The organism is Streptomyces chumphonensis, assembly GCF_014779715.1.
GTDB lineage: Bacteria > Actinomycetota > Actinomycetes > Streptomycetales > Streptomycetaceae > Streptomyces > Streptomyces chumphonensis.
On record NZ_JACXYU010000005.1, the window covers coordinates 112723 to 138524 of the forward strand.

Below are 25802 nucleotides of genomic sequence, written 5' to 3' on the forward strand. Positions count from 1 at the left end.
ACCCCCCGCACGCACGACGGGGGCCGCCGGACCCGGCGGACCCCGAAGTTCCGAGAGATACGGAAGTAGCCCCACCATGAGCAGAGCCCCGATCCGCACCTCCCTGATCGCCGGCGTCGGTGTCCTCGGCCTGGCGCTGAGCGCCTGTGCCGCCGAGACCGACGGCGACTCCGCCTCCGGCGGCGACGGCGGCGGTGCCAAGGAGGTCACCATCGCCGTCCCGTCGTGGGTCGGCGCACAGGCCAACGCCGCCGTCGCCGCCCACATCCTCGAAGAGGAGATGGACGTCAAGGTCGACATCAAGCAGATGGACGAGCCGGTCGCCTTCGACGCCCTGCACGGCGGCAAGGCCGACGCCATCCTGGAGGACTGGGGCGGCGTCCCGAAGAAGGAGGAGCTCTACGTCGAGGACAAGAAGACCGTCGTCGAAGGCGGCGACCTCGGCGTGACCGGCCACATCGGCTGGTTCGTGCCGAAGTACTTCGCCGACGAGAACCCCGAGGTCCTGGACTACGAGAACCTCAACGACTTCGTCGACGACTTCAAGACCTCCGAGTCCGGCGACAAGGGCCAGTTCATCGGTGCCGCCCCGTCGTACACCACCTACGACAAGCACCTGATCAAGAACCACGACCTGGACTACAAGATCCTCCCGACGGGCAGCGAGGCCGCGCAGCTCAAGGAGATCCAGCGGCTCTACGAGGCCGAGGAGCCCTTCCTCACCTACTGGTGGGACCCGCAGTGGATGAACGCCCAGATCGAGATGGTCGAGGTCGAGCTGCCGGAGTACACCGAGGGCTGCAACGAGCCGGCCGAGAAGACCGAGTGCGGCTACGACACCCTCATGCTCCAGAAGTACTTCAACGCCGACTTCGCGGAGAACGGCGGCGAGGCGGCGGAGTTCCTGAAGAACTTCCAGTGGTCGACCGAGGACCAGAACGAGGTCGCCAGCATGATCGCCGGTGAGGGCATGGCCGAGGAGGACGCCGCGGCCGAGTGGGCCGCCGAGCACGAGGACGTCTGGAAGGCGTGGCTGCCCAAGAGCTGACGCCGTGACGGCTCCGATGTCCTGACGTCGGTCGAGGAGGGCCCGGCCGGGTGCGGCCGGGCCCTCCTCGCACGCGGTCGACCACCGTGTCCCGGCGCCGGGACCGCCTTCTAGGGTGGGGCGCATGCGGATAACGAAGATCGCCGTAGCCGTCGTCGCCGCCGCCCTGCTCACCGCGGGGTGCGGTTCGGACGACGGGGGCGACGGCGGTGGCAAGAAGACGACGGACTCCGCCGCGAACGGGGCACAGCGGAACGACGACGGCGGAGCCGAGGGGGACGGCGAGGGGGACGGCGAGTTCCTCGCCGTGGAGATCACCGAGGGGCGGTCGGAGGTCGTCGAGTCCAACGAGGACCTGAAGACGCCTCAGCCGGAGCCCGGCAGCGACGCGGACTTCACCGAGAAGGTCGAGCACCGGCTGCGCGAGACGCTGCTGCGCCAGGCGAAGGTGAACGGCGAGACGAGCGCCGAGTGCCCGGACGGCGTCACGCTGAAGGCGTCGGCCACGAGCGAGTGCACCGCCACCTACGAGGGCGTGGAGGTCCCCTTCGAGGTCACGATCAAGGACGACTACGAAGAGGGCGCCTTCTTCATCCAGTACGACGCGGACGCGAAGAAGGACCTCCTCCTCGCCCAGGGCGTCTACGACGCGTGGTGGACGCGGCACGGCGAGAACGCCACCGGTGAGGTGGAGCAGAAGCTGACCTGCGACGAGATCCCGCCCGTCCAGGCGGTCGACCGGGGCGCCGACACCGGCCACCGGTGCCAGGTGTGGACGAAGTACGGCGACACCGGCGAGTTCAGCACCTTCGACGTGACGACCGACTCGTTCGGCCCGCAGTTCACGCCCGTCGGGGGCTGACCCGCTCCGGAGCCCGCCCGGTGCGGGCCCGGGGAGCGGCGTCCGCTCCCCGGCCCGTGCCCCTCAGGCCGCGAGGACCTCGCGCAGGGCGGTCAGCCCCCGGTCCAGGTCCTCCTTGCCGATCGTCAGCGGCGGGGCGATCCGGATCGTCGAGCCGTGCGTGTCCTTCACCAGGACGCCCTTGGCCATCAGCTTCTCGGAGATCTCCCGGCCGGTGCCCACGGCCGGGTCGATGTCCACCCCGGCCCACAGCCCCCGGCCCCGGACGGCCGTGACCCGGCCGTCCGCCGTCAGCGCGGCCAGCTCCTGGTGCAGGTGCTCGCCCAGCTCCGCCGCCCGCTCCTGGAACTCCCCGGTGCGCAGCATCGCCAGCACCTCCAGGGCCACCGCGCAGGCGAGCGGGTTCCCGCCGAACGTCGACCCGTGCTCGCCCGGCCGGAAGACGCCGAGGATCTCCCGCGAGGAGACGACGGCGGAGACGGGGACCACCCCGCCGCCCAGCGCCTTGCCCAGGACGTAGAGGTCCGGCACGACGCCCTCGTGCTCGGCGGCGAACGTCCGGCCGGTCCGGCCGAGCCCGGACTGGATCTCGTCCAGGAGGAACAGGACGTTCCGCGCCCGCGTCAGCTCGCGGACCCCGGCCAGGTAGCCGGGCGGCGGCACGAGGACGCCCGCCTCGCCCTGGATGGGCTCCAGCAGGACGGCGACGGTGTCGTCGTCCACCGCGGCCTCCAGCGCGGCCAGGTCACCGAAGGGCACGATCTCGAAGCCGGGCGTGTAGGGCCCGTAGTCCGCCCGGGCCTCGGCGTCGGTGGAGAAGCTGACGATCGTCGTGGTGCGGCCGTGGAAGTTGTCGGCGGCCACGACGATCTTCGCCCGCCCGTCGGGCACGCCCTTCACCCGGTAGCCCCACTTGCGGGCCGTCTTCACCGCGGTCTCGACGGCCTCGGCACCGGTGTTCATGGGCAGCACGGCCTCCATGCCGCACAGCTCGGCCAGCTGCACGCAGAAGTCCGCGAACCGGTCGTGGTGGAAGGCCCGCGAGGTGAGGGTGAGCCGGTCCAGCTGGGCCCGGGCCGCGGCGATCAGCCGCGGGTTGCCGTGCCCGAAGTTGAGCGCCGAGTACCCGGCCAGCAGGTCGAGGTAGCGGCGGCCCTCGACGTCGGTCATCCAGGCCCCCTCGGCCGAGCTGATGACGACGGGCAGGGGGTGGTAGTTGTGGGCGCTGTGGGCGTCGGCGGTGGCGATCAACTCGGGTGAAGTGGGCATCGCACGCTCCGTTCGTGGGATCGTCCGGCGGGTTGGGCCGCACACGGTCATTTCTATCGCCGTCCGGAGGATTCCCGCTCACCCTTGGCGAAACGGGACCGTGCCGTCCGGACACCGGACGGTGCGCGGCGAAGCATCCGTCCGCCCCGGGGGCGCGCAGGGTCGGCGGTTCGGCGCGGGACGGCGCACGGACGTCCGCCCGTGTGCCACGACGAGACGGACGCCCCGCCTCAGCCGACGACGATCAGCCCCGCCGCTCTGCGAGAATGGCCCGCATGGCTATCGATCGTCCTCGCGTGCTCTCCGGTATCCAGCCCACAGCCGGCTCCTTCCACCTCGGCAACTACCTCGGTGCCGTCCGGCAGTGGGTGGCCCTCCAGGAGACCCACGACGCCTTCTACATGGTCGTCGACCTGCACGCGATCACGGTCCCGCAGGATCCGAAGGAGCTGCGGGCCTCCACCCGGCTCGCCGCCGCGCAGCTCCTGGCCGCCGGGCTCGACCCGGACCGCTGCACGCTCTTCGTCCAGAGCCACGTGCCCGAGCACGCGCAGCTCGGCTGGGTCATGAACTGCCTGACCGGCTTCGGTGAGGCGTCCCGCATGACGCAGTTCAAGGACAAGTCCGCCAAGCAGGGCGCCGAGGGGACGACGGTGGGCCTGTTCACCTACCCCGTGCTCCAGGTCGCCGACATCCTGCTCTACCAGGCCGACCAGGTGCCCGTCGGCGAGGACCAGCGTCAGCACATCGAGCTGACCCGCGACCTCGCCGAGCGGTTCAACGGCCGCTTCGGCCGGACGTTCAACCTGCCGGCGGCCTACATCCTCAAGGAGACGGCGAAGATCTACGACCTCCAGGACCCGGCGGTCAAGATGAGCAAGTCCGCCTCCTCCCCCAAGGGGATCATCTCGCTCCTGGACGAGCCGAAGACCACGGCGAAGAAGATCAGGAGCGCGGTGACGGACACCGGCACGGAGATCCGCTACGACCCCGAGGGCAAGCCGGGCGTCAGCAACCTGCTGACCATCCACGCCACGCTCACCGGGACGCCCGTCGCCGAGCTGGAGCGGCGGTACGAGGGCCAGGGCTACGGCGCCCTCAAGACGGAGCTGGCCGAGGTCGTGACCGACTGGGTGACACCGTTCCGCGAGCGGACGCAGGAGTACCTGGGCGATCCCGAGACGCTGGACTCGCTCCTGGCCAAGGGCGCGGAGAAGGCCCGCACCGTCGCCGCCGAGACGCTCGCCACCGCCTATGACAAGGTGGGCCTCCTGCCCGCGAAACACTGACAACCGCCCCGAACCGGGCAGCGGGCCCCGCTCGCCCGGTTCACCCGCACCACACGCAGCACCGGTTTCACCCGCACCACTGGCACCATCCGTTTCATCCGTTCCGTCCGGACCGCAGGAGGGAGACGACGTGGGGACCGTCACGGTCGGCGTATCGATCGCGGTCCCGGAGCCGTACGGCAGCATGCTCCAGCAGTGCCGCGCGGGCTTCGGGGACTCCGCTGCCCACAGCATCCCCACCCACATCACGCTGCTCCCGCCGACCGAGGTGGAGGCGGCGGACCGGCCGGTCATCGAGCGGCACCTGGCGGACGTCGCCGCCGCCGGGCAGCCCTTCCCGCTCCGGCTGTCCGGCACGGACACCTTCCGGCCCCTGTCCCCCGTCGTGTTCGTGCGCCTCGCCGAAGGGGCGGCGTCCTGCGCCGGACTCCAGGAGCGGGTACGGGCGCCGGAGGGGCCGCTCGCGCGGGAGCTGAACTTCCCCTACCACCCGCACGTCACCGTCGCGCACGGCATCGACGAGCCCTCGATGGACCGGGCGCAGGAGGAGCTGGCCGACTTCGAGGCGGCCTGGCTGATCACCGGCTTCGCCCTCTACGAGCAGGGCACCGACGACGGGGTGTGGCGCCTGGTGCGGGAGTTCCGCTTCCCCGGCAGACCGCCGCTGCCGGCCGTCCCCCGACAGGCGGGGATGTCACGCCCGGCGGCCCCGGCGCCCTAGCGCGCCGGGGCCGCCGCCCTGTCACCCCGCGAACCGCGCCGGGCCTCCCGGCAGCGCTCCGGGCCTGTCGACAGCGCTCCGGGCCTGTCGGCCCCCTTGGCACCGTCTCTCGGGGGTAGAAGGGGGGTCATGGAATGGCTGACCCGGTTGCCCGTCATCGGCCCGCTCGTCGTGCGGCTCATGAAGACGCACGTCTGGCACGCGTACGAACGGCTGGACACGACGCACTGGACGCGACTGGCCGCGGCCGTCACCTTCACCAGCTTCCTCGCGCTCTTCCCCATGATCGCGCTCGGCGCCGCCATCGCCGCCGCCTTCCTGAGCCAGGAGCAGATCGACACCGCGCAGGACTGGCTGTCGGACCAGGTGCCCGGCATCTCCGACCAGATCGGCATCCAGTCCTTCGTCGACAACGCCGCCACCGTCGGCGTCATCGCGGGTGCGGCGCTGCTCTTCACCGGACTGGGCTGGGTGGAGTCGCTGCGGCAGTGCCTGCGGGAGGTATGGCTGCTGCCGGACGAGGAGGTCAACCCCGTCCTGGCCAAGGCGAAGGACCTGGCCATGCTGGCCGGGCTGGGCGGGGTCGTCGTGGTGTCGCTGGCCGGATCGGCGTTCACGGTGGGCGCCGTGGACTGGGCGGCCGGGGCCCTGGGCGTCGAGCGCGACGGTCCGGCGGGCTGGCTGCTGCGGATCGTGCCCGTCCTCGCGGCCGTCGGCGTCGACCTCCTGCTCCTGGTGTACCTGCTGACGCGCGTGCCGGGGGTGCGCCCCGGGCGGCGGGCCCTCCTGACCGCCGGGCTCATCGGCGCGGTGGGCTTCGAGCTGCTGAAGCTGCTGATCGGCGGCTACCTCACGGGCGTCGCGGGCAAGAGCATGTACGGCGCGTTCGGCGTGCCCGTCGCGCTGCTCGTGTGGATCAACCTGATGGCCAAGCTGCTGCTGTTCTGCGCCGCGTGGACGGCGACGGAGGACGGCGCGGCCGACGCCGACCCCGAGGCCCGCGTCGGGCCCACCGATCCGAAGGAGGCGGACGGCGGGGGTGACCGGACGGCGGACCGCCCGGCACCCGCCGGGGGCGCCGCCTGACCGGGGCGCCCCCGCCCACCCGACGCCCACACATCTGTTCGGTGTACTCTCCACCGTCGACGGTCCCCACCCATCCCCGGCCGCATCACGAAGGAACCGACATGTCCGACACCGTGTCCGACGCCCGGTCGGCCCTCCCCGAGGAGGCCGACGCCACCGGAGCCGACGCGTCCGCCGACCCGGCCCGGTTGCTGCGGCGCCGGCTGGAGCGGCTGATCGGCACACCGGCGACCGAGGGCAACAGCGTCGTCCCCCTGCGCAACGGCGACGCCATCTTCCCCGCCATGCTCGCCGCCGTCCGCCGGGCCCGGCACACCGTGGACATGATGACCTTCGTCTACTGGCGCGGGGAGATAGCCCGGGAGTTCGCGGCGGCCCTCGCCGACCGGGCCCGCGCGGGCGTCCGGGTGCGGCTGCTGCTCGACGGGTTCGGCTCCCGTCCCATCGAGGGGGACCTGCTGGAGGCCATGGAGGCCGCCGGCGTGCGCATCGTCTGGTTCCGCGAACCGCTGTGGCTCTCGCCGTTCAAGCAGAACCACCGCTGCCACCGCAAGGTCCTGGTCGTCGACGAGGAGGTGGCCTTCACCGGCGGGGTCGGCATCGCCGAGGAGTGGTCCGGCGACGCCCGCGACACCAGCGAGTGGCGGGACACGCACTTCGAGGTGCGCGGCCCCGCCGTGGACGGCATGGCCGCCGCCTTCGCGCAGACCTGGGCCGAGTGCCGGCCCGACCTGTTCGACGCGCGCGACCGGTTCTGCGACCAGGCCCCGGCGGGCGACGCCGTCGTGCAGGTGGTGCGCGGCTCGGCCAGCATCGGCTGGCAGGACATGCAGACCCTGATGCGCATCGTCCTGGAGTCCGCCCGGACGCGGCTGCGGCTGGCCACCGCCTACTTCGCCCCCGACGACTACTTCGTGGAGCTCCTGTGCGCGACCGCACGGCGCGGCGTCACCGTGGAGATCCTGCTGCCGGGTCCGCACACCGACCAGCGCGTCTGCCAGCTCGCGGGCCAGAACCACTACAACGAACTGCTCGCCTGCGGCGTGCGGATCCACCAGTACCTGCCGACGATGATGCACGCGAAGGTCGTCACGGTGGACGGCATCGCCTCGCTCGTCGGCTCGACGAACTTCAACCACCGCTCACTGCACCACGACGAGGAGGTCATGCTCGCCGTCATCGACGAGCGGCTGACGGCCGAGCTGGACGCCCACTTCGACGAGGACCTGACCCGCAGCGAGCCCGTCTGCCCCAAGCGGTGGCGGACCCGGCCGGTCCTTCAGCGGGCGGGCGAGATCGCCACCGCCCCCGTGCGCCGCTTCCTGTGATCCCGCGCCCGGCCACGGCCGGGGAGCGCACGGATCGGGGGGCCGCCGACGGACGACGGCCCCCCGGGCCGCGTCAGTGGAAGAAGTGCCGCGTGCCGGTGAGGTACATCGTCACCCCGGCCGCCTTCGCGGCCTCGACGACGGCCTCGTCCCGCACCGATCCCCCCGGCTGGACGACGGCCTTCACGCCCGCCGCCGTCAGCACCTCCAGCCCGTCGGGGAAGGGGAAGAACGCGTCGGACGCCGCGTAGGAGCCGGCCGCCCGCTCCTCCCCCGCCCGCTGGACGGCGAGCTTGGCGGAGTCCACCCGGTTGACCTGGCCCATGCCGACGCCGACGGTCGCGCGGTCCTTGGCCAGCAGGATGGCGTTCGACTTCACGGCCCGGCAGGCGCGCCAGGCGAAGGCCAGCTCCGCCAGCTCCGCCTCGCCGAGGGCCTCACCGGTGGCGAGCGTCCAGTGCGCGGGGTCGTCGCCCTCGGCCTGGAGCCGGTCCTTGGCCTGGAGCAGGGCGCCGCCCTCGACGGGCCGCAGCTCCGTCCGGGCCGCCGGGGCGTCGGGGCAGCGCAGGACGCGGATGTTCTTCTTCCGGGTCAGCACCTCCACCGCGCCCGCCTCGTAGTCGGGGGCGACGACGACCTCGGTGAAGATCTCCGCGACCTGCTCGGCCATCGCCACCGAGACCGGCCGGTTGACGGCGATGACGCCGCCGAAGGCCGAGAGCGGGTCGCAGGCGTGTGCCTTGCGGTGCGCCTCGGCCACGTCGGCGCCGACCGCGATGCCGCACGGGTTGGCGTGCTTGATGATCGCGACGCACGGCTCGTCGTGGTCGTGCGCGGCGCGGCGGGCGGCCTCGGTGTCGACGTAGTTGTTGTACGACATCTCCTTGCCGTGCAACTGCTCGGCGGCGGCCAGACCGCCGGAGCCGTCGGTGTAGAGGGCCGCGCCCTGGTGCGGGTTCTCGCCGTAGCGCAGGACGTGCGCCCGCTCGTAGGCCGCGCCGAGGAAGGCCGGGAACTCCCCGGCGCCCGCGTCCTCCTGCCCGTCGGCGTCGCGGGCCGTGGAGGCGCCGGCGAACCAGCCCGCCACGGCGACGTCGTAGGCGGCGGTGTGGGCGAACGCCTCGGCGGCGAGCCGCCTGCGCGCGGACAGCTCGAAGCCGCCCTCGGCGACGGCCCGCAGCACGTCCGTGTACCGGCCGGGATTCACCACGACGGCCACGGACGGGTGGTTCTTCGCGGCGGCGCGCACCATGGACGGGCCGCCGATGTCGATCTGCTCCACGCACGCGTCGTCCGAGGCGCCCGAGGCGACCGTCTCCCGGAACGGGTAGAGGTTCACCACGACCAGCTCGAACGGCTCCACGCCCAGCTCGGTGAGCTGTTCGCGGTGGTCGGCCAGGCGCTGGTCGGCGAGGATGCCGGCGTGCACGCGCGGGTGGAGGGTCTTGACCCGGCCGTCGAGGCACTCGGGGAAGCCGGTCAGCTCCTCGACCTTGGTGACCGGGACACCGGACGCGGCGATCCGCGCGGCCGTGGAGCCGGTGGACACCAGCTCCACGCCGGCCGCGTGGAGTCCCCGCGCCAGCTCCTCCAGACCCGTCTTGTCGTAGACGCTGACCAGCGCGCGGCGGATCGGCCGCTTCGTACCTTCGGCGGTCATGCCGGAATCCGTACCTTTCGTCCCTCAATGCTGTAGCCGTCGCGGGCGAGGCGTCCCACGACGTCAACGAGCAGGCGTCGCTCGATTTCCTTGATCCGCTCGTGCAGAGCGGCACCGTCGTCCGCGTGGTCCTCGTCCCGGACCTCCACCACGCCCTGCGCGATGATCGGACCGGTGTCGACGCCGTCGTCGACGAAGTGGACCGTGCACCCGGTGACCTTCACGCCGTACGCGAGCGCGTCGCGCACGCCGTGCGCCCCGGGGAAGCTGGGGAGCAGCGCCGGGTGGGTGTTGACGACCCGGCCGCCGAAGCGGGCCAGGAACTCCTTGCCGACGACGCGCATGAACCCCGCCGAGACGACGAGGTCGGGCGCGTGGGCGGCGGTGGCCTCGGCGAGCGCCGCGTCCCACTCCTCCCGCGTCCCGTGGTCCCGCACCCGGCACACGAACGTGGGCAGCCCCGCCCGCTCGGCACGTTCCAGCCCCGCGATGCCCTCCCGGTCGGCACCGACCGCGACGACCCGCGCGCCGTACGTCTCCGGGCCGAGGCGCTCGACCTCGTCGATGAGCGCCTGCAGGTTCGTACCCGAGCCGGATACGAGCACGACAAGCCGGGCAGGGGACACAGGAGTGGCCACGGCGGGGCTCTCTCTCGGTCTGCGGACTCGGGCGACGACGATGCTGTGCGATCGGACGAACAACGGAGGCGGGCGTTTCCGGGGAACCCTACGAAGCGGCCGATCGTCAGCAACGATACCGGCACGGCTCCCCGCCCCCCACGGGACGGTGCGGCGGCCAGCGGGTAGCGTCTGCCGTACGGTTCCGTGCCCGCCGCCGACCGGCGCGCGGGGACGCGGAAGGACGAAGGGGAAGACACACACCACATGACGGAGCGACGCCGCGCCTTCCGCCAGTCCGGGCGGACCGGGCAGTCCGGGCAGCCGGGCCGGTCCGGCCAGGACGACAACCCCTTCGCCCCTCCGCCCGAGGGCAGCCCCGACCGGCCCTGGCGCCCCAGGACGCCGGCCTCCGGCGGCCCGGGCGGGGACGACGACCGGCGGGGCGACGACCGGGACCAGGGCGGCCGGGACGACGACGGATCCCGCGACCAGGGCGGTGACGACTCCGCACGCCGCAAGTGGGGCAGCCAGTGGAGCAGCCGCCAGCCCGGCCGCCAGGGCGGCGGCTTCGGGGGTTCCGGCGGCCCGGGCGAAACCGGCTCCGGCGGCGACGGCCCGCGTGACACGGGGCCGAGGTCCGGGGGCCCGCGCTGGGACCCGCGCGACCCGGTGCAGCGCCACGCCCGCTACGCGGCGGTCTCCGGCACCTGGGGCCTGCTGCTGTCCGTGTTCCAGCTCCTGCCCCTCGGGCTGCTCTTCGGTGCGCTGGCCGTGTACTGGGGCGTCAGCGCGCTGCGCGGAGCGCCCGGCGCGAAGCGGCCCGAGGACGCCCCCCGGACCGCCACGGCCGACCTCACCGGCGCCCGGGGCACCGGCGGTGCCTCCGGCGACCGCGGTGCCGTGGCGCGGACGGCCGTGCCCGGCCTGGTCACCGGCGCACTGGCGATCCTCGTCGTCGCCGGGGCCTACACCTTCCAGCTCGTGAACCACGACTACTACGCGTGCGTGGACGACGCCCTCACCACGGTCTCCCGCGAGGAGTGCAAGGAACTCCTGCCCGAGCCGTTCCGCGACAACGCCCTGTTCGACACCGACCGCTGAGCCCGCACCCCGCGTTCAGGGCCTGCGGTGCCGCCCCGGCCCCGGCGCGGGGCGCAGGGACACCTTGGCGCGCGGCGGCTCCGACACCGGCGGCTCGGCGGGCTCTCCGGCCGCGGGGCCCGAGCGCCACACGGGGTCGAAGTCCGGCATCAGCCCGCCGGAGACCTCCTTCAGCGCCGCCCAGCGACTGTGCCGGGAGCCGGTCTCGTGCCAGGCGCCCGCCGGCTCCTCGGGGGCCGGGCGCAGCGTCGCGCACCAGGCGGTGAACCGGCGCCACACCAGCCCGGCCGCCACCAGGGGGTGCGGATCGCGCAGCCGCCACCAGCGCACCAGCAGCGCCGTCGGGACGGAGGCCAGCGCCGTCCAGCCCAGCGCCGCGCCCCCGGCCCACCACCACACCGGGCCGACGGCGGCGAGGGCGCCGGTGCCGAGCGGACCGCCGGAGAACGCGGCGAGGACCGCGACCGCGAGCCCGCAGCCGAGTGCGCCGAGCGCGGCCGTGGCCGCCGTCCCGGGACCCGTCGCCGCCCCGTGCCGGGTGCCCGGCACGGGTACGCCCGCCCGTCCCGTGCACCAGCCCGCGGCCCAGCCCGCCGCGAGCGGCACGGCGCCGGCGACCGTCCAGGCCAGCGGCCCGCCCGGCCCCTCCCCCGGCACGGCGGCGAGCAGCGGCAGCGACGGCAGGGCGGGGTGCGGCGTCGTCAGCACGGGCCCGACGACGCTGCCCGCCCCGAGCGAGAATCCGGGGCCCAGCCCGTAGGCGGCGCCCCACACCGCGACGTTCGGGGCCAGGGCGACGCAGAGCAGCAGCACGGCGATCTCCCCCGACCAGCTCGACGCCAGGCGGGGGAAGGCGTCCTGCGCCGCGCCACCCCGGGCCAGCAGCGCGGCGGCGGCGAGCACGGCCCCGCCGCCGCACAGCACGGCGGTCCCCACCGCCGCCGTCCGCACGGCCGCGCCGGGGACGGCGGATGTGGGTCCGCCCGGGCGCTCGCCCCCGAGGCGGGACGGCAGCCGCAGCGCCGGGCGGCCCCGGACCGCCCAGCCGGCGAACGTCAGGGTGCCGAACGTCAGCACCGGCAGGTACAGCGCCGCGCTGAGCGGCTCGACGGGCAGCGGACCGTCCAGCGTGAACCACGCCGCCGCCGTGCCGACCGCCAGGTATCCGGCGGCCACCAGCACGACGGACCGCCGGTCCGCCGCCCCCGAGAGCCGCACAACGCGGTACAGCAGGAACACCGGCAGCGCCGTGAGCAGCATCGGGGTGACGCCGAGCGGTGCGGCGCCGCCGTGCAGGGTGTCGGGGCGCACGAGGTCGGCCCCGTGGGCCAGCAGCCACAGTCCCGCCGCCACCCGCAGCGCGCCCTGGGCGCCGCTGTCGGGGTGCGGGGAGAGGATCCACAGGAGCAGGGCGGGCATGGCGAGCAGCGCCAGCCCCAGGCAGGCGGCGAACGCCCCCTCCACGAGTCGGCCCCCGCTCGGCCCGGACCCCGGTCGGCGGACGTCGTGCTGCGTCTCTCGGCTCACCCGGCCATGCTGCCAACAACACCCGTTTCGCCCGGGTAGCGGGCGAAAGCTCGTGGTGTCGCCCACTATGACGGTATGGACGTCGTCACGCAGGGTGGGCGGTGGGCATGACCGCTGCCCACCGCACACGCGCTCAGCAACTGGCCCGGCAGCGCCGCCGCGCGGTCGCGCGCGCCCGCAGGCGGGCGGCGACCGGTCGGGCGACCACCAGGTCTCCGGCGTCCGGCCGCACACCGACGGCGCCCCGCCCCGCGGGCGCGGCGGCCGAAGCGGCCGCACCCGCGCGGCCGTCCGGGCCCACCGCGCCGGGCCCGGACCCCGCGCCGCCGCGGCCCGGCGGACACCCGGACGCCGGAGACACCCCGGAAGCCGCCGACGCCCTGGACGTCGCCGACGGTGCGGACGTCGACGACGCGCCCGCACCGTCCGGTGCGCGGGAGACGCCGGAGGGGGACGGGCCCGCCGACGCGGCGCCCCGGACCCGCCCGCCCCGGCCCGCGCCGGGCTGGGCGCTGGGCGAGGCGGAGGCCGCCGCGTTCGCCGCGCGGGACGGCGCGGACGTCCGGTCCGGCACGGCCACCGTGCCGGACGCGCGGGTCGCGTTCGACGCCCTCTACGAGCGCGGCGTCCGCTCGCTGACCCGGCAGACGTACCTGCTCACCGGACGGCGCCGGCTCGCCGAGTGGGCCGTGCGGCGGGCCTTCCACGCGGCCTGGGAGCGGTGGCCCGAGGTCGCCGTCGACCGCGATCCGGTGGGCTGGGTGCGCGCGGCCGCCTACGACCTGGCGCTCTCCCCGTGGCACCGGCTGCGGCCGAGGCTGGCGTCCCCGGAGGCGTACCCCGGGGTGCCGGAGGACGGGGCGCTGCTGGAGGCCCTGCTGTCGCTGCCCCCCGTCCACCGCCGCGTCCTGCTGCTCCACGACGGCGTCGGCCTCGGCCCGGCCGAGACGGCGGCGGAGACGGAGGCCAGCACCCCCGCGACGGCGGCCCGGCTGCTGGGCGCACGGGAGACGCTGGCCGCCCACGTGCCGGAGATCGCGGGGACGGAGGCGGCCGACCGTGGCCCGCTCATCGCCCGCCTCCTGCACCGGCTCGCGGCCGCCCAACCGCTCCGCGTGCCGCCGGCCCACGACGTCCGTCGGGGCAGCGACCGGCTGACGTTCGGCCGCACGGCGGCGGCCTGCGGGGTGACGGCGCTCGTCGTGGCCGCCACCTCGTTCACCGTGGTGACGACCGAGCGGGGGGATCTGCTGCCCACCGGTATCCCCGCGGCCGTCCGGCACCTGGCCGAGTAGGGCCGGTCACCGCACAACGGGTCCGGGCCCGCTCCCCTGCTGGGAGCGGGCCCGGACCCGTACGCGCTGCGCGGCGCGCCGCGCGGTGTCAGCCGCCGAGGATCTCGCGGGCGAGCCGCGCGGTCTCCGACGGGGTCTTGCCGACCTTGACGCCGGCGGCCTCCAGGGCCTCCTTCTTCGCCTGGGCCGTGCCGGAGGAGCCGGAGACGATGGCGCCGGCGTGGCCCATGGTCTTGCCCTCGGGGGCGGTGAAGCCCGCGACGTAGCCCACGACCGGCTTGGAGACGTTGGCCTTGACGAAGTCGGCCGCACGCTCCTCGGCGTCGCCGCCGATCTCGCCGATCATGACGATCAGGTCGGTGTCGGGGTCGGCCTCGAACGCCTTGAGCGCGTCGATGTGGGTGGTGCCGATGACCGGGTCACCGCCGATGCCGACGCAGGTGGAGAAGCCGATGTCCCGCAGCTCGTACATCATCTGGTACGTCAGCGTGCCGGACTTCGACACCAGGCCGATGCGGCCCGGCTTGGTGATGTCGGCCGGGATGATGCCCGCGTTGGACTGGCCGGGCGTGATCAGGCCCGGGCAGTTCGGCCCGACGATGCGGGTCTTGTTGCCCTTCTTGCCCGCGTGGGCCCAGAACGCGGCGGTGTCGTGCACCGCGATGCCCTCGGTGATCACCACGGCGAGCGGGATCTCGGCGTCGATCGCCTCGACGACGGCGCTCTTGGTGAACTTCTCCGGGACGAAGATGACGGTCACGTCGGCGCCGGTGGCCTCGATGGCCTCCTTCACGCCGCCGAAGACCGGGATCTCGGTGCCGTCGAAGTCGACGGTGGTGCCCGCCTTGCGCGGGTTGACGCCACCGACGATGTTCGTGCCCGAGGCCAGCATGCGCTTGGTGTGCTTCTGGCCCTCGGAGCCGGTCATCCCCTGGACGATGACCTTGCTTTCCTTGGTGAGGAAGATAGCCATGGTTCGGTTGTCCTCGTGTCCTTTGAGTCCTGGGGCCCGGATTACTTCGCGGCCAGCTCGGCGGCGCGGTCGGCGGCACCGTCCATGGTGTCGACCTGCTCCACCAGGGGGTGGTTGGCGTCGGTCAGGATCTTGCGACCGACCTCGGCGTTGTTGCCGTCCAGCCGCACGACCAGCGGCTTGCTGACGTCCTCGCCCTTGGACTTGAGCAGCTCCAGGGCCTGCACGATGCCGTTGGCGACGGCGTCGCAGGCGGTGATGCCGCCGAAGACGTTGACGAACACGGACCTGACGTCCGGGTCGCCGAGGATGATCTCCAGGCCGTTCGCCATGACCTCGGCGGAGGCGCCGCCACCGATGTCGAGGAAGTTGGCGGGCTTGACGCCGGAGTGCTTCTCGCCGGCGTAGGCGACGACGTCCAGGGTGCTCATGACGAGCCCGGCGCCGTTGCCGATGATGCCGACCTGGCCGTCCAGCTTCACGTAGTTGAGGCCCTTGGCCTTGGCGGCGGCTTCGAGCGGGTCAGCCGCGGCCTTGTCCTCCAGGGCGGCGTGCTCCGGCTGGCGGAACTCGGCGTTGGCGTCCAGCGACACCTTGCCGTCCAGCGCGATGACGCGGCCTTCGGCCGTCTTCACCAGCGGGTTGACCTCGACCAGGAGGGCGTCCTCCTTGACGAAGACGTCCCACAGGCGCTGGAGCACGACCACGATCTGGTCGGCCAGCTCGGCCGGGAACTTCGCGGCCTCGACGATCTCGCGGGCCTTCTCCTCGGTGACGCCGTCGATGGCGTCGACGGGGATCTTGGCCAGCGCCTCCGGCTTGGTGGCGGCGACCTCCTCGATGTCCACACCGCCCTCGACGGAGGCCATGGCCAGGAAGGTGCGGTTGGTGCGGTCCAGGAGGAAGGAGACGTAGTACTCCTCCGCGATGTCCGCGGTCTGGGCCAGCATCACCTTGTGGACCGTGTGGCCCTTGATGTCCATGCCCAGGATCTGGCCGGCCTTCTCGACGGCGTCGGCCGGGTCGGCGGCGAGCTTCACGCCGCCCGCCTTGCCTCGGCCACCGGTCTTCACCTGCGCCTTCACGACCGCGCGACCGCCGAGGCGCTCGGTCACCTCGCGCGCCGCCTCATGCGTGTCGATGACTTCACCGGCCAGCACCGGTACGTCATGCTTGGCGAAGAGGTCCCTCGCCTGGTACTCGAACAGGTCCACGCGCGTCCGTCCCTTAATCCGTTATCGCGGTTCGTTGTCAGCGTGGGCGTGCCGCGTGGCCGCGTGTGGCGGGGGTACGCGGCATGTCCGTCTCGCAGGGTAGCCGTGTCCACTTGTGCATGCCTAAATCGCACGTCACACCGGCGCGGTGAGACCGGTCACAACCGAGGCTGCCGCCTCCACCTGGGCTCCACCGGACCTCCGGTGACCGGCCCGCTCAGGACTCCTTTGCACCGGGGACCGTAAGCGGCGCCTTCCGCAGGGCCGCGGCCATCACCTCCGGGAAGTGGTCCGGTGTGCAGGCGAACGCCGGCACCCCCAGCTCCGCGAGGGCGGCGGCGTGCTCACGGTCGTAGGCGGGGGCGCCGTCGTCGGACAGCGCGAGGAGCACCACGCACTGCACCCCGGCGGCCCGCATCGCCGCCACCCGGCGGATCATCTCCCGGCGTATGCCGCCCTCGAACAGGTCGCTGACCAGGACGAGCACGGTCTCGGCCGGGCGCGTGATCCGCGTCTGGCAGTACGCCAGGGCCCGGTTGATGTCCGTACCGCCGCCGAGCTGCGTACCGAACAGGACGTCGACCGGGTCGTCGAGCCGGTCGGTGAGGTCCACGACGGAGGTGTCGAAGACGACGAGCCGGGTGTGCAGCGCGCGCATCGACGCCAGCACCGCGCCGAAGACGGACGCGTACACGACCGAGGAGGCCATGGAACCGGACTGGTCGACGGCGAGGACGACCTCCTTCCGCACGGCGCGCGCCGCACGCCCGTACCCGACGAGACGCTCGGGCACGACCGTGCGGTGCTCCGGCAGGTAGGTCCCCAGGTTGGCCCGCACGGTGCGGTCCCAGTCGATGTCCCGGTGGCGGGGGCGGGCGGTGCGCGCCGAGCGGTCCAGCGCCCCGGTGACGGTGGCGCGCGTGCGGGTCGCCAGCCGCCGCTCCAGCTCGGCGACGACCTTCCGCACGACGACCCGCGCGGACTCCCGGCTCGTCTCCGGCAGGGCGTGCCGCAGCGAGAGCAGCGTGCCGACCAGATGGACGTCGGGCTCCACCGCCGCCAGCATCTCCGGCTCGGCGAGCATCGTCGCCAGGCCGAGCCGCTCGATCGCGTCACGCTGCACGACCTGCACGACGGGCCCGGGGAAGTAGCCGCGGATGTCGCCCAGCCAGCGGGCGACGCGCGGAGCCGAGCCCCCGAGCCCCGCGCCCCGCCCACCGCCCTCGCCACCGGGCCCGTAGACGGCGGCGAGCGCCTCGTCCACGGCGGCGTCCTGCCCGGTGAGCGGCCCGCCCGCGCCGTCGTCGTCCCCGGACGGGCCCAGGACCAGCCGCCAGCGGCGCAGCCGCTCCTCGCCGGTGGCGCCCTGCCGCTCCCGTCCGCGGTCCCCGGCCTGTGCGGCGTTCACCGGGCCACCTCCACCCTCACGTCGTGCTCGTGGTCGTGGTCGGGCTCGGGCTCGGGCTCGGGCTCGGGCTCGGGCCGGTGGTGAGCGGACGCGCCGCGCAGCAGCAGCTCCAGCGTGGGCCGCACGGCGTCGGCCCGGCGCGGGTCGAGGCCGGGACCGAAACCGGGACGAGGCGCCTGCGGAGCCCCCGACCCCCGCGACCCGCCCGTTCCCGCACCACGGCGGACCAGCTCCCCCAGCGTGCGGCGCACCCCGGACTCGTACGCGGCGAACGTACGCCGCAGCAGCGGCAGCACGTCCGTGAACCCCTGGGCGGAGACGCCGGTGAGCCAGCCGTCCACCAGGGCGAACAGCCGTTCGTCGTGGGCGAGGAGCATGCCGCCGCCGGAGAGGAAGCCCTCCAGCCACCCCGCCGCCTCGGGCGGCGGGGTGCCGGGCGACAGGGCCCGCGCCACGAGCCGTTCCCCTTCCTCGGGGGCGAGCCCGCCCTCGTCGAGCAGGAGCCGGGCGCACCGGCCGCGCAGCAGCGCCGCGGCCCCCGCCCGCGCGGTCACGCCGCGGAGCATGGCCCGCCACCGCTCCCGCAACCCGGCCACACCGAGCAGGGCCACGGCGCGGTGTGCGGCGTCGAGGTGGGTGCGCAGCGCGGCCGCGCCGTCGGCGTCCAGCCCCGCACAGGCCGGGGGCAGCCCGACGCGGACCCGCTCGGCCAGCCCCTCGGCGACCTCCGCGAGGGCCCGCGCGTCGGTCCCGCGCACGTCCCCGTACCGGGCGGCGCGCACGAGGGCGGGCAGGGCCGACGCCAGCCGGGCGACGTCCGTGTCGAGGGCGGCCCGGTCGGCCAGGGCCCGCATCACCGTCGGCAGCGCGTCGCCGAGCCCGGCGAGGAGGCACTGTTCGGCGAGGGCCGAGACCTCGGGGAGCGCCCGCGCCTCGGCGGCCCGACTCGCCAGGAGGGCCGTGGCGGCCGCTTCCACGGTCGTGCCCCAGACGCCCGCCTCGGCGACCCGCACGGACAGCTCGGGCTCCCAGCACAGCAGCCACCGCTCCTTGAAGGTGCCGGTGCCGCCCGCCCGCCCGGTGACCGGCTCCCCCCACCCCACACCCAGCAGCCGCAGCCGGTGCAGCAGCCGGCTGCGGGCGGCGCCGCCCGGCTCCCGCAGGTCGAGCTCGACGGCACGCTCACGGGCCTCGGGGCGCAGCCGCAGCGTGCGCTGGAGGCGCGTCAGGTCGCGTTGGAGCGGCACGGCCGGTGCGGACGACGGCACCTCGCCGAGGTCGTGACCGACGATCAGCCGTTCCCGGACGAGCGCGAGCGGCACCTCCGAGCCCTCGCAGAGCACGGCGCGCACGGCGTCGACCGTCTCCGTCAGCCCGGCCAGCGGACGGCCCCGCACAGTGGCCAGCGTCTCCGCGAGCCGCACCGCCTCGATGACGTGGGCGGTGGAGACGGCGACGTCCTCCTCGCGCAGCATCCCGGCCACCTTCGTCAGCCAGCGCTCGACGGGCCGGTCCGGGACGGTGAAGAGGTGGCCGTACCAGCCGGGTGAGGTGATCCCGGCGCCGTACCCGCCGGCCCGGGACAGCCGCCGGTTCGTCCAGGGCACCCAGGTGACCTCCGTCCGCGCCCGGGGCAGACCGCGCAGGAGGCGCCGGTCGGCGGTGACCGGGTGGGCCCCGGCGAGCGCGGGCACGTGCCAGGCGCCGCACACGACGGCCACCGCGCCGTCCCCGTGGGTGCGACACGCCTCCCGCAGGCGCAGCCGCATGTGCGCCTCGCGGAGGGCGTCCCGCTCGTGCACTCCGCCGCCGGAGGCGGGCGCCGCCTCCCGCAACGCCGTCATGGCCTCGGCGACGGCGGTGAACGGGGCGTAGGGGTCGTGGGGGCCCGCCGCCGTTCCGCCGGGAGCGGTGCCCCGGTGCTCGACGACGTCCTCCCACCAGCGCTCCGGGTCGTCGTACCCGGCGGCCTCGGCGAGCGCGGCCAGCGGGTCGGGACGCGGCGGCGGACCCGCCTCGGGCGGCGGCACGTCGCCCTCCGGGGAGCGCTCGGCGTCCGGCTCCGTCAGGGCCAGCGTGTGGGCGGCGGGCAGGTCGATGAAGCGCACGACGGCGTCGTGCTCCAGCGCCCAGCGCAGCGCCACCCATTCCGGCGAGAACGCGGCCAGGGGCCAGAAGGCGGAGCGGCCCGGGTCGTCCAGGGCGTGGGCCAGCAGCGCGACGGGCGGGCGCAGGCCCGGGTCGGCGGCGAGTCCCGCGACGGCGTCGGCCTCGGGCGGTCCCTCGACGAGGACCGCGCGCGGCCGGTGCGCCTCCAGCGCGGCCCGCACGGCACGGGCGGAGCCCGGCCCGTGGTGCCGCACCCCGAGGAGCAGCGGCGCCGCGCCGGACCCGCGCGGGGTCGCGGTCATGCGCCCACCTCCCGGCAGGCGCGGTAGAAGTCCTTCCACCCCGCACGCTCGCGGACGACGGTCTCCAGGTACTCCTGCCACACCACGGGGTCGGACGCCGGATCGCGGACGACCGCGCCGAGTATCCCGGCCGCCACATCGCCCGGGCGCAGCACACCGTCCCCGAAGTGCGCCGCCAGGGCGAGCCCGCCGGTGACGACCGAGATCGCCTCGGCCGTCGAGAGCGTTCCCGAGGGGGACTTGAGCTGCGTGCGGCCGTCGGCGGTCACGCCCTCGCGCAGCTCCCGGAAGACCGTCACGACCCGGCGGATCTCCTCGTACCCCTCGGGGGCCGCGGGCAGCCGCAGCGAGCGGCCGAGCTGGTCGACCCGGCGGGCCACGATGTCCACCTCGGCGTCCGCGTCGGCGGGCAGCGGCAGGACGACGGTGTTGAAGCGTCGGCGCAGGGCGCTGGAGAGCTCGTTGACGCCGCGGTCGCGGTCGTTGGCGGTGGCGATGAGGTTGAACCCGTGCACGGCCTGCACCTCCTCGCCCAGCTCGGGCACCGGCAGCGTCTTCTCGGACAGGACGGTGATCAGCGTGTCCTGGACGTCGGCCGGGATGCGGGTCAGCTCCTCCACCCGCGCGGTCATGCCCTCGGCCATCGCGCGCATCACCGGGCCGGGGACGAGGGCGGCCCGGCTCGGCCCGTGCGCGAGGAGCCGCGCGTAGTTCCACCCGTAGCGGATCGCCTCCTCGGGGGTGCCCGCCGTGCCCTGCACGAGCAGCGTCGAGTCCCCGCTGACGGCCGCCGCGAGATGCTCGGACAGCCACGTCTTGGCGGTGCCGGGGACGCCGAGGAGCAGCAACGCCCGGTCGGTGGCCAGCGTCGCGACGGCCACCTCGACGATCCGCCGGGGCCCCACGTACTTCGGTGAGACGACCGTCCCGTCGGGCAGCGTGCCGCCGAGCAGATAGGTGGCGACGGCCCACGGGGAGAGCCGCCAGCGCTCGGGGCGCGGCCGGTCGTCGGCGGCGGCGAGGGCGGCCAGCTCGTGGGCGAACGCGTGCTCGGCGTGCGGCCGGAGCACGGGGCCCGACTGCTCCGCGGCGGCGACGGCCGCGCCGGCTGTGGTCTCTGCGGTGGCGGTTTCTGCGCTGACGGCCTCGGTCACGGCTCCCCCTCGGTGCGGTCGCTCTCCGTAACGTCCTCCACTGTGCACCCGCCCACTGACAACGCCGCCGACCTGCGGCGATGCTCATCTCGACGGCGGTGACGCCGTTCTGACGACCCGTTGTTGTCAGTAGCCGCCCGTACGGTCGTTCGCATGACGGGACACCAGGTGCGCTGGAGCGCGGAGCAGGTGCTGGCGCTGGCTCCCGACGCGGCGTCACGCAGGGCCGGGAGCAGGCTCGCGGCACCCGGCCCCTGGTCGGGCACCGGCACCGGCCGGGACGCCGTGTGGGGGCTGTGCGCGGGCAGTGGCGCGCGGCCCTACCGCACGGCGGTCGACCTCACCGGGCCCGCGTCCACGTGCAGTTGCCCCAGCCGGAAGTTCCCCTGCAAGCACGCGCTCGCCCTGCTGCTGCGGTGGGCCGAGGGGCCGGGTCCGGTCCCGCCGGGGGAGGCGCCGGAGTGGGCGGCGGGCTGGCTGGCGAAGCGGCGGCGGAAGGCGGTGGGCGGCGGGAGCGGCCCGGCCGACCCCGAGGCGGCCCGGCACCGGGCGGAGCGGCGGGCCCGTCGCGTCGCGACGGGCGCGCGGGAGCTGGAGCACCGGCTGACGGACCTGCTGGAGGGCGGTCTGGCCGACGCCGACCAGGCGGGGGCCGCGCCGTGGGAGGAGATGGCGGCCCGCATGGTGGACGCCCAGGCACCCGGGCTGGCGGCCCGCGTACGGGATCTGGCCGGGGTGCCGGCCTCCGGGCCGGGCTGGCCGGGCCGGATGCTGGCCGAGTGCGCCCTGCTGCACCTGCTGTGCCGGGCCGCGCTCGGGCTGGACGGGCTGCCCGGGCCGCTGGCGGCGACCGTGCGGGCGCGGCTCGGCCTCACCACGGAGGCGGCGTCGCTGCTCGCGGACCGGGAGGGGGTCGTGGAGGACGACTGGCTGGTGCTGGGCCGCTGGGACGGCGAGGAGGGGCGCCTCGCCGTGCGCCGCTTCTGGCTGCTGGGCCGGGGCTCGGGCCGGCTCGCGCTGCTGCTCTCCTTCGGAGCGGCCGGACGGACGCCGGAGCTGGTGCTCCCGGTGGGCCGGTTGGTGACGGCCGGGCTGGCGTTCCACCCGGCGGGCGTGCCGCTGCGGGCGGTCCCGGGCGAGCGGCGTGGGGAGCCGGTCCCCGGGGGCGTCCCGGCGGGGGTGGGGGTGGCGGCGGCGCTGGCCGCCTACGGCGCCCGGCTGGCCGACGACCCGTGGCTGGAGACGTGGCCGGTGGTGCTGGCGGGGGTGGTGCCGGTCCCGGCCTCCGAGGGCGCGTCCTGGCGGCTCGCCGACCACGCGGGGGAGGCGGCGCTGCCGCTGACGCCCACCGGCCGGCCGGGGCTGTGGCGGCTCGTCGCCGTGTCGGGCGGCGGGCCGGTCACGGTGTTCGGGGAGTGCGGGCCGACGGGGTTCACCCCGCACACGGTCTGGTCCGAGGGGGAGGCGGTACCGCTGTGAACGCGGGAACGGCGAACGACGACGGCAGCGACCACCGCGACGACGACCGACACCTCTCCGAGGGACGGCCCGGGCCGGGGGAGGTCGGCTGGGAGGAGCTCGTGACGGCGGCCCTCCTGGGCACCGGGCGGCGCACCCCGCCGGGCGGCTCCGCCACCGCGCTGTTGGAGCTGGCGGCGCGGGAGACCGTCCGGGAGCGGGCGGGGCTGCTCCCCGGCACGGTCGGGCCCCGGCCCGGTCCCGCCCCGGCCGACCCGCGTCCGCCGCTGCCCGCCCCGGCGGCGCGGCGGCTGACGATGCTGCTGGCCGGACGCGCCGAACCGGCCGGCGGCGGACGCCGGAGCGGCGGCCCGGACCTGGCCGAACTGCTGCCGCAGTGGCTGGCTGCGGCGGGCGCCCACGGCTACCGGGCCCCCGCCGCCCGGCTTCCGGCGCTGTTGGACGCGGCGCGGGCCCGGACCGACCTGCGCGCCGACGCGCTGGCGTTCGCCGGGCCGCGTGCGCTGTGGCTGGCCGCGCTGAACCCGGAGTGGCGGTTCGCGCTGCGCGGCGGGTCGGCCTCGGCGCCGGTGGACCTGGACGACGCCCGAGCCGTGCGGTCCCGGTGGGAGGAGGGACTGTTCGCGGAGCGGGTGGCGCTGCTGGCGGACCTGCGTCGGCACGACGCGGACGCCGCGCGCGCGTTGCTCGCGGGCACCTGGCCCGCCGAGCGCGCGGAGGACCGGCTGGTGTTCCTCGACACCCTGCGGGAGTCCCTCGCGGCGGCGGACGAACCGTTTCTGGACCGGGCGCTGGGCGACCGGAGCCGGACGGTGCGGTCCACGGCCGCGGAACTGCTGTCCGCACTGCCCGGCTCGGCCCTCGCGGGGCGGATGGCCGCGCGGGCGCTGGCCTGCGTCCACCTGGACCGGGTCGGCCCGGGGCCGGCGACGGGCGGGGCCGGGATCGCGGTGGAGGCGCCGCACGAGTGCGACGCGGGCATGCGGCGCGACGGCGTGAGCCCGGCGCCGCCGGCCGGGCACGGGGAGCGCTCGTGGTGGCTCGGCCAGCTGGTGGAGGCGGCCCCGCTGGGACGCTGGTCGGAGCGGCTGGGCGGCCGGTCACCGGCGGAGATCGTGGCGCTCCCGGTGGCGGACGGCTGGCGGGAGGACCTGCACGCGGCATGGGCGCGGGCGGCCGTGCGGCAGCGGGACGTCGCCTGGGCCCGGGCGCTGGCCGGACCCCCGAGCGCCCCGATGGCCGAGGGGCCGGGTGATCCGGCGCGGCTGCTGACGGTCCTCCCGGCGCGCGAGCGGGCGGCCTGGGCGGCGGCGTTCGTCGCGGCGCACGGGCTGTCCGAGGCGTTCCGGCTGCTCAGCACGTGCGCGGTGCCGTGGTCGGAGGAGCTGGGCGGAGCGGTGATCGACGCCCTGGAGATCGCCAGGGACGCCGGGGGCTACCCGTGGAGCTTCAGTGGCGTGATGGGGCTCGCCGAGCGGTGCCTCGACCCGGCCCGGGCCGGGCGGCTGGCCCCGCTGGCGGCGCACCCGGAGGAGCCGGAGCCGGGCGGGCCCGGCGCCGGGGGCTACTGGGCGGAGGCGTTCCAGCGCCTCGTCGCGACCCTCACCGTCCGCGCGGCCATGGCCGAGGAACTGGCGGGGCGGGCCCCGGAGGCCGACGGGCCGCGCCCGGTCGCCCGACCGCCGGCGCCCGGCCGGTGACGGCCGCCCCCGGTCGCCGTCAGGCCGCGACGGAACGGATGTTGCTCCGGACCCAGTCCACGATCTCCGTCGTGGTCGCGCCCGGGGTGAAGACGGCGGCGACGCCCTTGGCCCGCAGCGGTTCGATGTCGTCCTCGGGGATGATGCCGCCGCCGAAGACCTTGATGTCCTCGGCGTCCCGCTCCCTCAGGAGCTCCAGCACCTTGGCGAAGAGGGTGTTGTGCGCGCCGGAGAGGATCGACAGCCCGATGGCGTCGGCGTCCTCCTGGATGGCGGTGGCCACGATCTGCTCCGGCGTCTGGTGCAGGCCGGTGTAGATGACCTCCATGCCCGCGTCGCGCAGGGCACGGGCGATGACCTTGGCTCCCCGGTCATGGCCGTCGAGCCCCGGCTTGGCGACCACCACGCGGATCGGACCCGACACACCCATCACTGCCTCCATCGTCGTTGATCGCGGCTCCGGCTCCGCCGCTCGGGGCGCCGGTGTGAACGAACGTTATCGTCCCAGCATCGCGCACCCGCTCGTTTCATGGTGCGGGGGGAGGGGGAAATCACACAATGGGAGAAACAGCGTCACCGGCACCACCCCGCCCCCACCGGTCACAGGCGGCCGTCGGCAGGACGTACGGGCACGTCAGGAGGGGCGTCGGGCGGCGCGCGCCAACCGGCGCGCGACGGACGGGTGCGGTTCACGGGGGTGAGCCGAAATGCAGATGCCGCGCGTGCTCGGCACCGTACGCGCCACCGCGCTGGAGGCGGCGGTCCTCGCCGGGCGGCTGGCGCTCTACTCCACCGGCGTCCTCGCCGAACGTCCCGCCCCCGCCGACCGGGCGGACCTCCCCGGCCCCCGGCCGGTGCTGCTGCTGCACGGCTTCGTCGACAACCGGTCCGTCTTCACCCTCCTGCGCCGGTCCCTGAGCCGGCACGGCTGGCCGCACGTCGCCTGCGCCAACTACGCGCCGTGGGTCTGCGACGTGCGGGCGGCGGCCGAGACGCTCGGGCGGCAGATCGAGGAGCTGCGGGAGCGCACCGGGCAGCAGCGGGTGGACATCGTGGGGCACAGCCTGGGCGGGCTGATCGCCCGCTACCAGGTGCAGCTCCTGGGGGGTGACGCCCACGTGCACACCCTCGTCACGCTCGGCACACCGCATCACGGGACCCGAGCGGTTCCGGCCATGTCGGTGCACCCGGTGGTCCGGCAGATGCGTCCGGGGTCCGGGCTGCTGTCCGAGCTGGCCGCTCCGGCGCCGGGGTGCCGCACCCGGTTCGTCAGCTTCTGGAGCGACGGCGACCAGGTGGTGTCCCCTCCGGAGTCCGCCCGGCTGGACCATCCCGACCTGCGGCGACGCACGGTCCGGGTGCGGGGTGTCGGGCACCTGACGCTGCCGCTGCACCGCGCCGTCATCGCCGGGATCAGGAGCGAACTCCTCGCCGCGGACGGGGTGACGCATGTTGCGCCGTCCTCCTCCGACGTGGCCTGAATCCGAACGGAGGGCTCGAACGAGGCGTCCGTTACCGGTTCGTAGTACGCCAAAAGGACGTCTTGCTGCCCGCAGTTCGCCCGCTCAAAACCTGCGGAAGATTGTCGGCGTCACGAGGGGACGGGTACAGTCGCCGCACTGCTCTGGCAGCCCCTGTCTCCGAGGCGAAAGAGAAG

The 25802-nt window shown here is 75.1% G+C and carries 21 protein-coding genes; 11 read left to right on the forward strand and 10 right to left on the reverse strand.

The window, feature by feature from the left end:
• Positions 1-76: 76 nt before the first annotated feature.
• Complete coding sequence (locus IF129_RS12360) at positions 77-1048, forward strand: glycine betaine ABC transporter substrate-binding protein (protein ID WP_191209641.1); 972 nt, start codon at positions 77-79, stop codon at positions 1046-1048.
• Between the two features lie 124 nt (positions 1049-1172).
• Positions 1173-1910, forward strand: coding sequence for a DUF4333 domain-containing protein (locus IF129_RS12365; RefSeq protein WP_191209642.1), 738 nt, complete (start codon positions 1173-1175; stop codon positions 1908-1910).
• A gap of 63 nt (positions 1911-1973) precedes the next feature.
• Here the strand turns inward: IF129_RS12365 and rocD are convergent, their stop codons facing one another.
• Complete coding sequence (gene rocD / locus IF129_RS12370) at positions 1974-3179, reverse strand: ornithine--oxo-acid transaminase (protein ID WP_191209643.1); 1206 nt, start codon at positions 3177-3179, stop codon at positions 1974-1976.
• 275 nt (positions 3180-3454) lie between these two features.
• Here rocD and trpS point away from each other — a divergent pair, with 275 nt between their 5' ends.
• From trpS to IF129_RS12390, 4 genes are all read left to right on the forward strand, one after another.
• The gene (gene trpS, locus IF129_RS12375) at positions 3455-4468 is read left to right on the forward strand and encodes a tryptophan--tRNA ligase (protein ID WP_191209644.1); all 1014 of its coding nucleotides are present in this window, start codon (positions 3455-3457) and stop codon (positions 4466-4468) included.
• A gap of 130 nt (positions 4469-4598) precedes the next feature.
• Positions 4599-5189, forward strand: a complete 591-nt coding sequence (locus IF129_RS12380) for a 2'-5' RNA ligase family protein (RefSeq protein ID WP_191209645.1) — start codon at positions 4599-4601, stop codon at positions 5187-5189.
• Between the two features lie 129 nt (positions 5190-5318).
• Positions 5319-6275 carry a YihY/virulence factor BrkB family protein gene (locus IF129_RS12385; protein ID WP_191209646.1) on the forward strand — a complete coding sequence of 319 codons (957 nt, stop codon included), beginning with the start codon at positions 5319-5321 and terminating at the stop codon, positions 6273-6275.
• Between the two features lie 101 nt (positions 6276-6376).
• Positions 6377-7603 carry a phospholipase D-like domain-containing protein gene (locus tag IF129_RS12390; protein WP_191209647.1) on the forward strand — a complete coding sequence of 409 codons (1227 nt, stop codon included), beginning with the start codon at positions 6377-6379 and terminating at the stop codon, positions 7601-7603.
• A 73-nt stretch (positions 7604-7676) separates the two neighbouring features.
• Here the strand turns inward: IF129_RS12390 and purH are convergent, their stop codons facing one another.
• Both purH and purN read right to left on the reverse strand, forming a co-directional pair.
• A complete protein-coding gene (gene purH, locus IF129_RS12395; RefSeq protein ID WP_191209648.1) occupies positions 7677-9263 on the reverse strand; it encodes a bifunctional phosphoribosylaminoimidazolecarboxamide formyltransferase/IMP cyclohydrolase in 1587 nt (528 codons plus the stop codon).
• Complete coding sequence (gene purN / locus IF129_RS12400; RefSeq protein ID WP_318153698.1) at positions 9260-9901, reverse strand: phosphoribosylglycinamide formyltransferase; 642 nt, start codon at positions 9899-9901, stop codon at positions 9260-9262. Before purN ends, purH begins: the two co-directional genes overlap by 4 nt.
• Before the next feature lie 246 nt (positions 9902-10147).
• On the opposite strand from purN, the gene IF129_RS12405 reads away from it, so the two are divergent.
• Positions 10148-10984 carry a hypothetical protein gene (locus IF129_RS12405; protein WP_191209649.1) on the forward strand — a complete coding sequence of 279 codons (837 nt, stop codon included), beginning with the start codon at positions 10148-10150 and terminating at the stop codon, positions 10982-10984.
• Positions 10985-10999: 15 nt separating this feature from the next.
• Here the strand turns inward: IF129_RS12405 and IF129_RS12410 are convergent, their stop codons facing one another.
• A complete protein-coding gene (locus IF129_RS12410; RefSeq protein ID WP_191209650.1) occupies positions 11000-12511 on the reverse strand; it encodes a cell division protein PerM in 1512 nt (503 codons plus the stop codon).
• Positions 12512-12618: 107 nt separating this feature from the next.
• On the opposite strand from IF129_RS12410, the gene IF129_RS12415 reads away from it, so the two are divergent.
• The gene (locus IF129_RS12415) at positions 12619-13806 is read left to right on the forward strand and encodes a SigE family RNA polymerase sigma factor (RefSeq protein ID WP_191209651.1); all 1188 of its coding nucleotides are present in this window, start codon (positions 12619-12621) and stop codon (positions 13804-13806) included.
• An 88-nt stretch (positions 13807-13894) separates the two neighbouring features.
• Here the strand turns inward: IF129_RS12415 and sucD are convergent, their stop codons facing one another.
• The 5 genes from sucD to IF129_RS12440 all read right to left on the reverse strand — a co-directional run bounded on the left by sucD (position 13895) and on the right by IF129_RS12440 (position 20882).
• Positions 13895-14779 carry a succinate--CoA ligase subunit alpha gene (sucD, locus tag IF129_RS12420; RefSeq protein ID WP_191209652.1) on the reverse strand — a complete coding sequence of 295 codons (885 nt, stop codon included), beginning with the start codon at positions 14777-14779 and terminating at the stop codon, positions 13895-13897.
• 41 nt (positions 14780-14820) lie between these two features.
• Complete coding sequence (gene sucC, locus IF129_RS12425; RefSeq protein ID WP_191209653.1) at positions 14821-15993, reverse strand: ADP-forming succinate--CoA ligase subunit beta; 1173 nt, start codon at positions 15991-15993, stop codon at positions 14821-14823.
• A gap of 217 nt (positions 15994-16210) precedes the next feature.
• The gene (locus IF129_RS12430) at positions 16211-17401 is read right to left on the reverse strand and encodes a VWA domain-containing protein (protein WP_191209654.1); all 1191 of its coding nucleotides are present in this window, start codon (positions 17399-17401) and stop codon (positions 16211-16213) included.
• A complete protein-coding gene (locus IF129_RS12435; protein ID WP_191209655.1) occupies positions 17398-19812 on the reverse strand; it encodes a DUF5682 family protein in 2415 nt (804 codons plus the stop codon). The genes IF129_RS12430 and IF129_RS12435 overlap by 4 nt, the downstream gene beginning before the upstream one ends.
• Complete coding sequence (locus tag IF129_RS12440; RefSeq protein ID WP_191209861.1) at positions 19809-20882, reverse strand: ATP-binding protein; 1074 nt, start codon at positions 20880-20882, stop codon at positions 19809-19811. The genes IF129_RS12435 and IF129_RS12440 overlap by 4 nt, the downstream gene beginning before the upstream one ends.
• A 237-nt stretch (positions 20883-21119) precedes the next feature.
• Between IF129_RS12440 and IF129_RS12445 the strand changes: the two genes are divergently transcribed.
• Both IF129_RS12445 and IF129_RS12450 read left to right on the forward strand, forming a co-directional pair.
• Entirely contained in the window at positions 21120-22445 is a 1326-nt protein-coding gene (locus IF129_RS12445; protein WP_191209656.1) for an SWIM zinc finger family protein, read from the forward strand.
• Positions 22446-22546: 101 nt separating this feature from the next.
• Positions 22547-24145, forward strand: coding sequence for a DUF5691 domain-containing protein (locus IF129_RS12450; protein ID WP_318153713.1), 1599 nt, complete (start codon positions 22547-22549; stop codon positions 24143-24145).
• 19 nt (positions 24146-24164) lie between these two features.
• Here IF129_RS12450 and IF129_RS12455 read toward each other — a convergent pair whose 3' ends face one another.
• Positions 24165-24575 (reverse strand): cobalamin B12-binding domain-containing protein, encoded by a 411-nt coding sequence (locus IF129_RS12455; protein ID WP_191209657.1) that lies wholly within the window; start codon positions 24573-24575, stop codon positions 24165-24167.
• 277 nt (positions 24576-24852) lie between these two features.
• On the opposite strand from IF129_RS12455, the gene IF129_RS12460 reads away from it, so the two are divergent.
• Positions 24853-25626: an esterase/lipase family protein gene (locus tag IF129_RS12460; protein WP_191209658.1), complete on the forward strand. Its 774-nt coding sequence runs from the start codon at positions 24853-24855 to the stop codon at positions 25624-25626.
• The last annotated feature ends 176 nt before the right edge of the window (positions 25627-25802 follow it).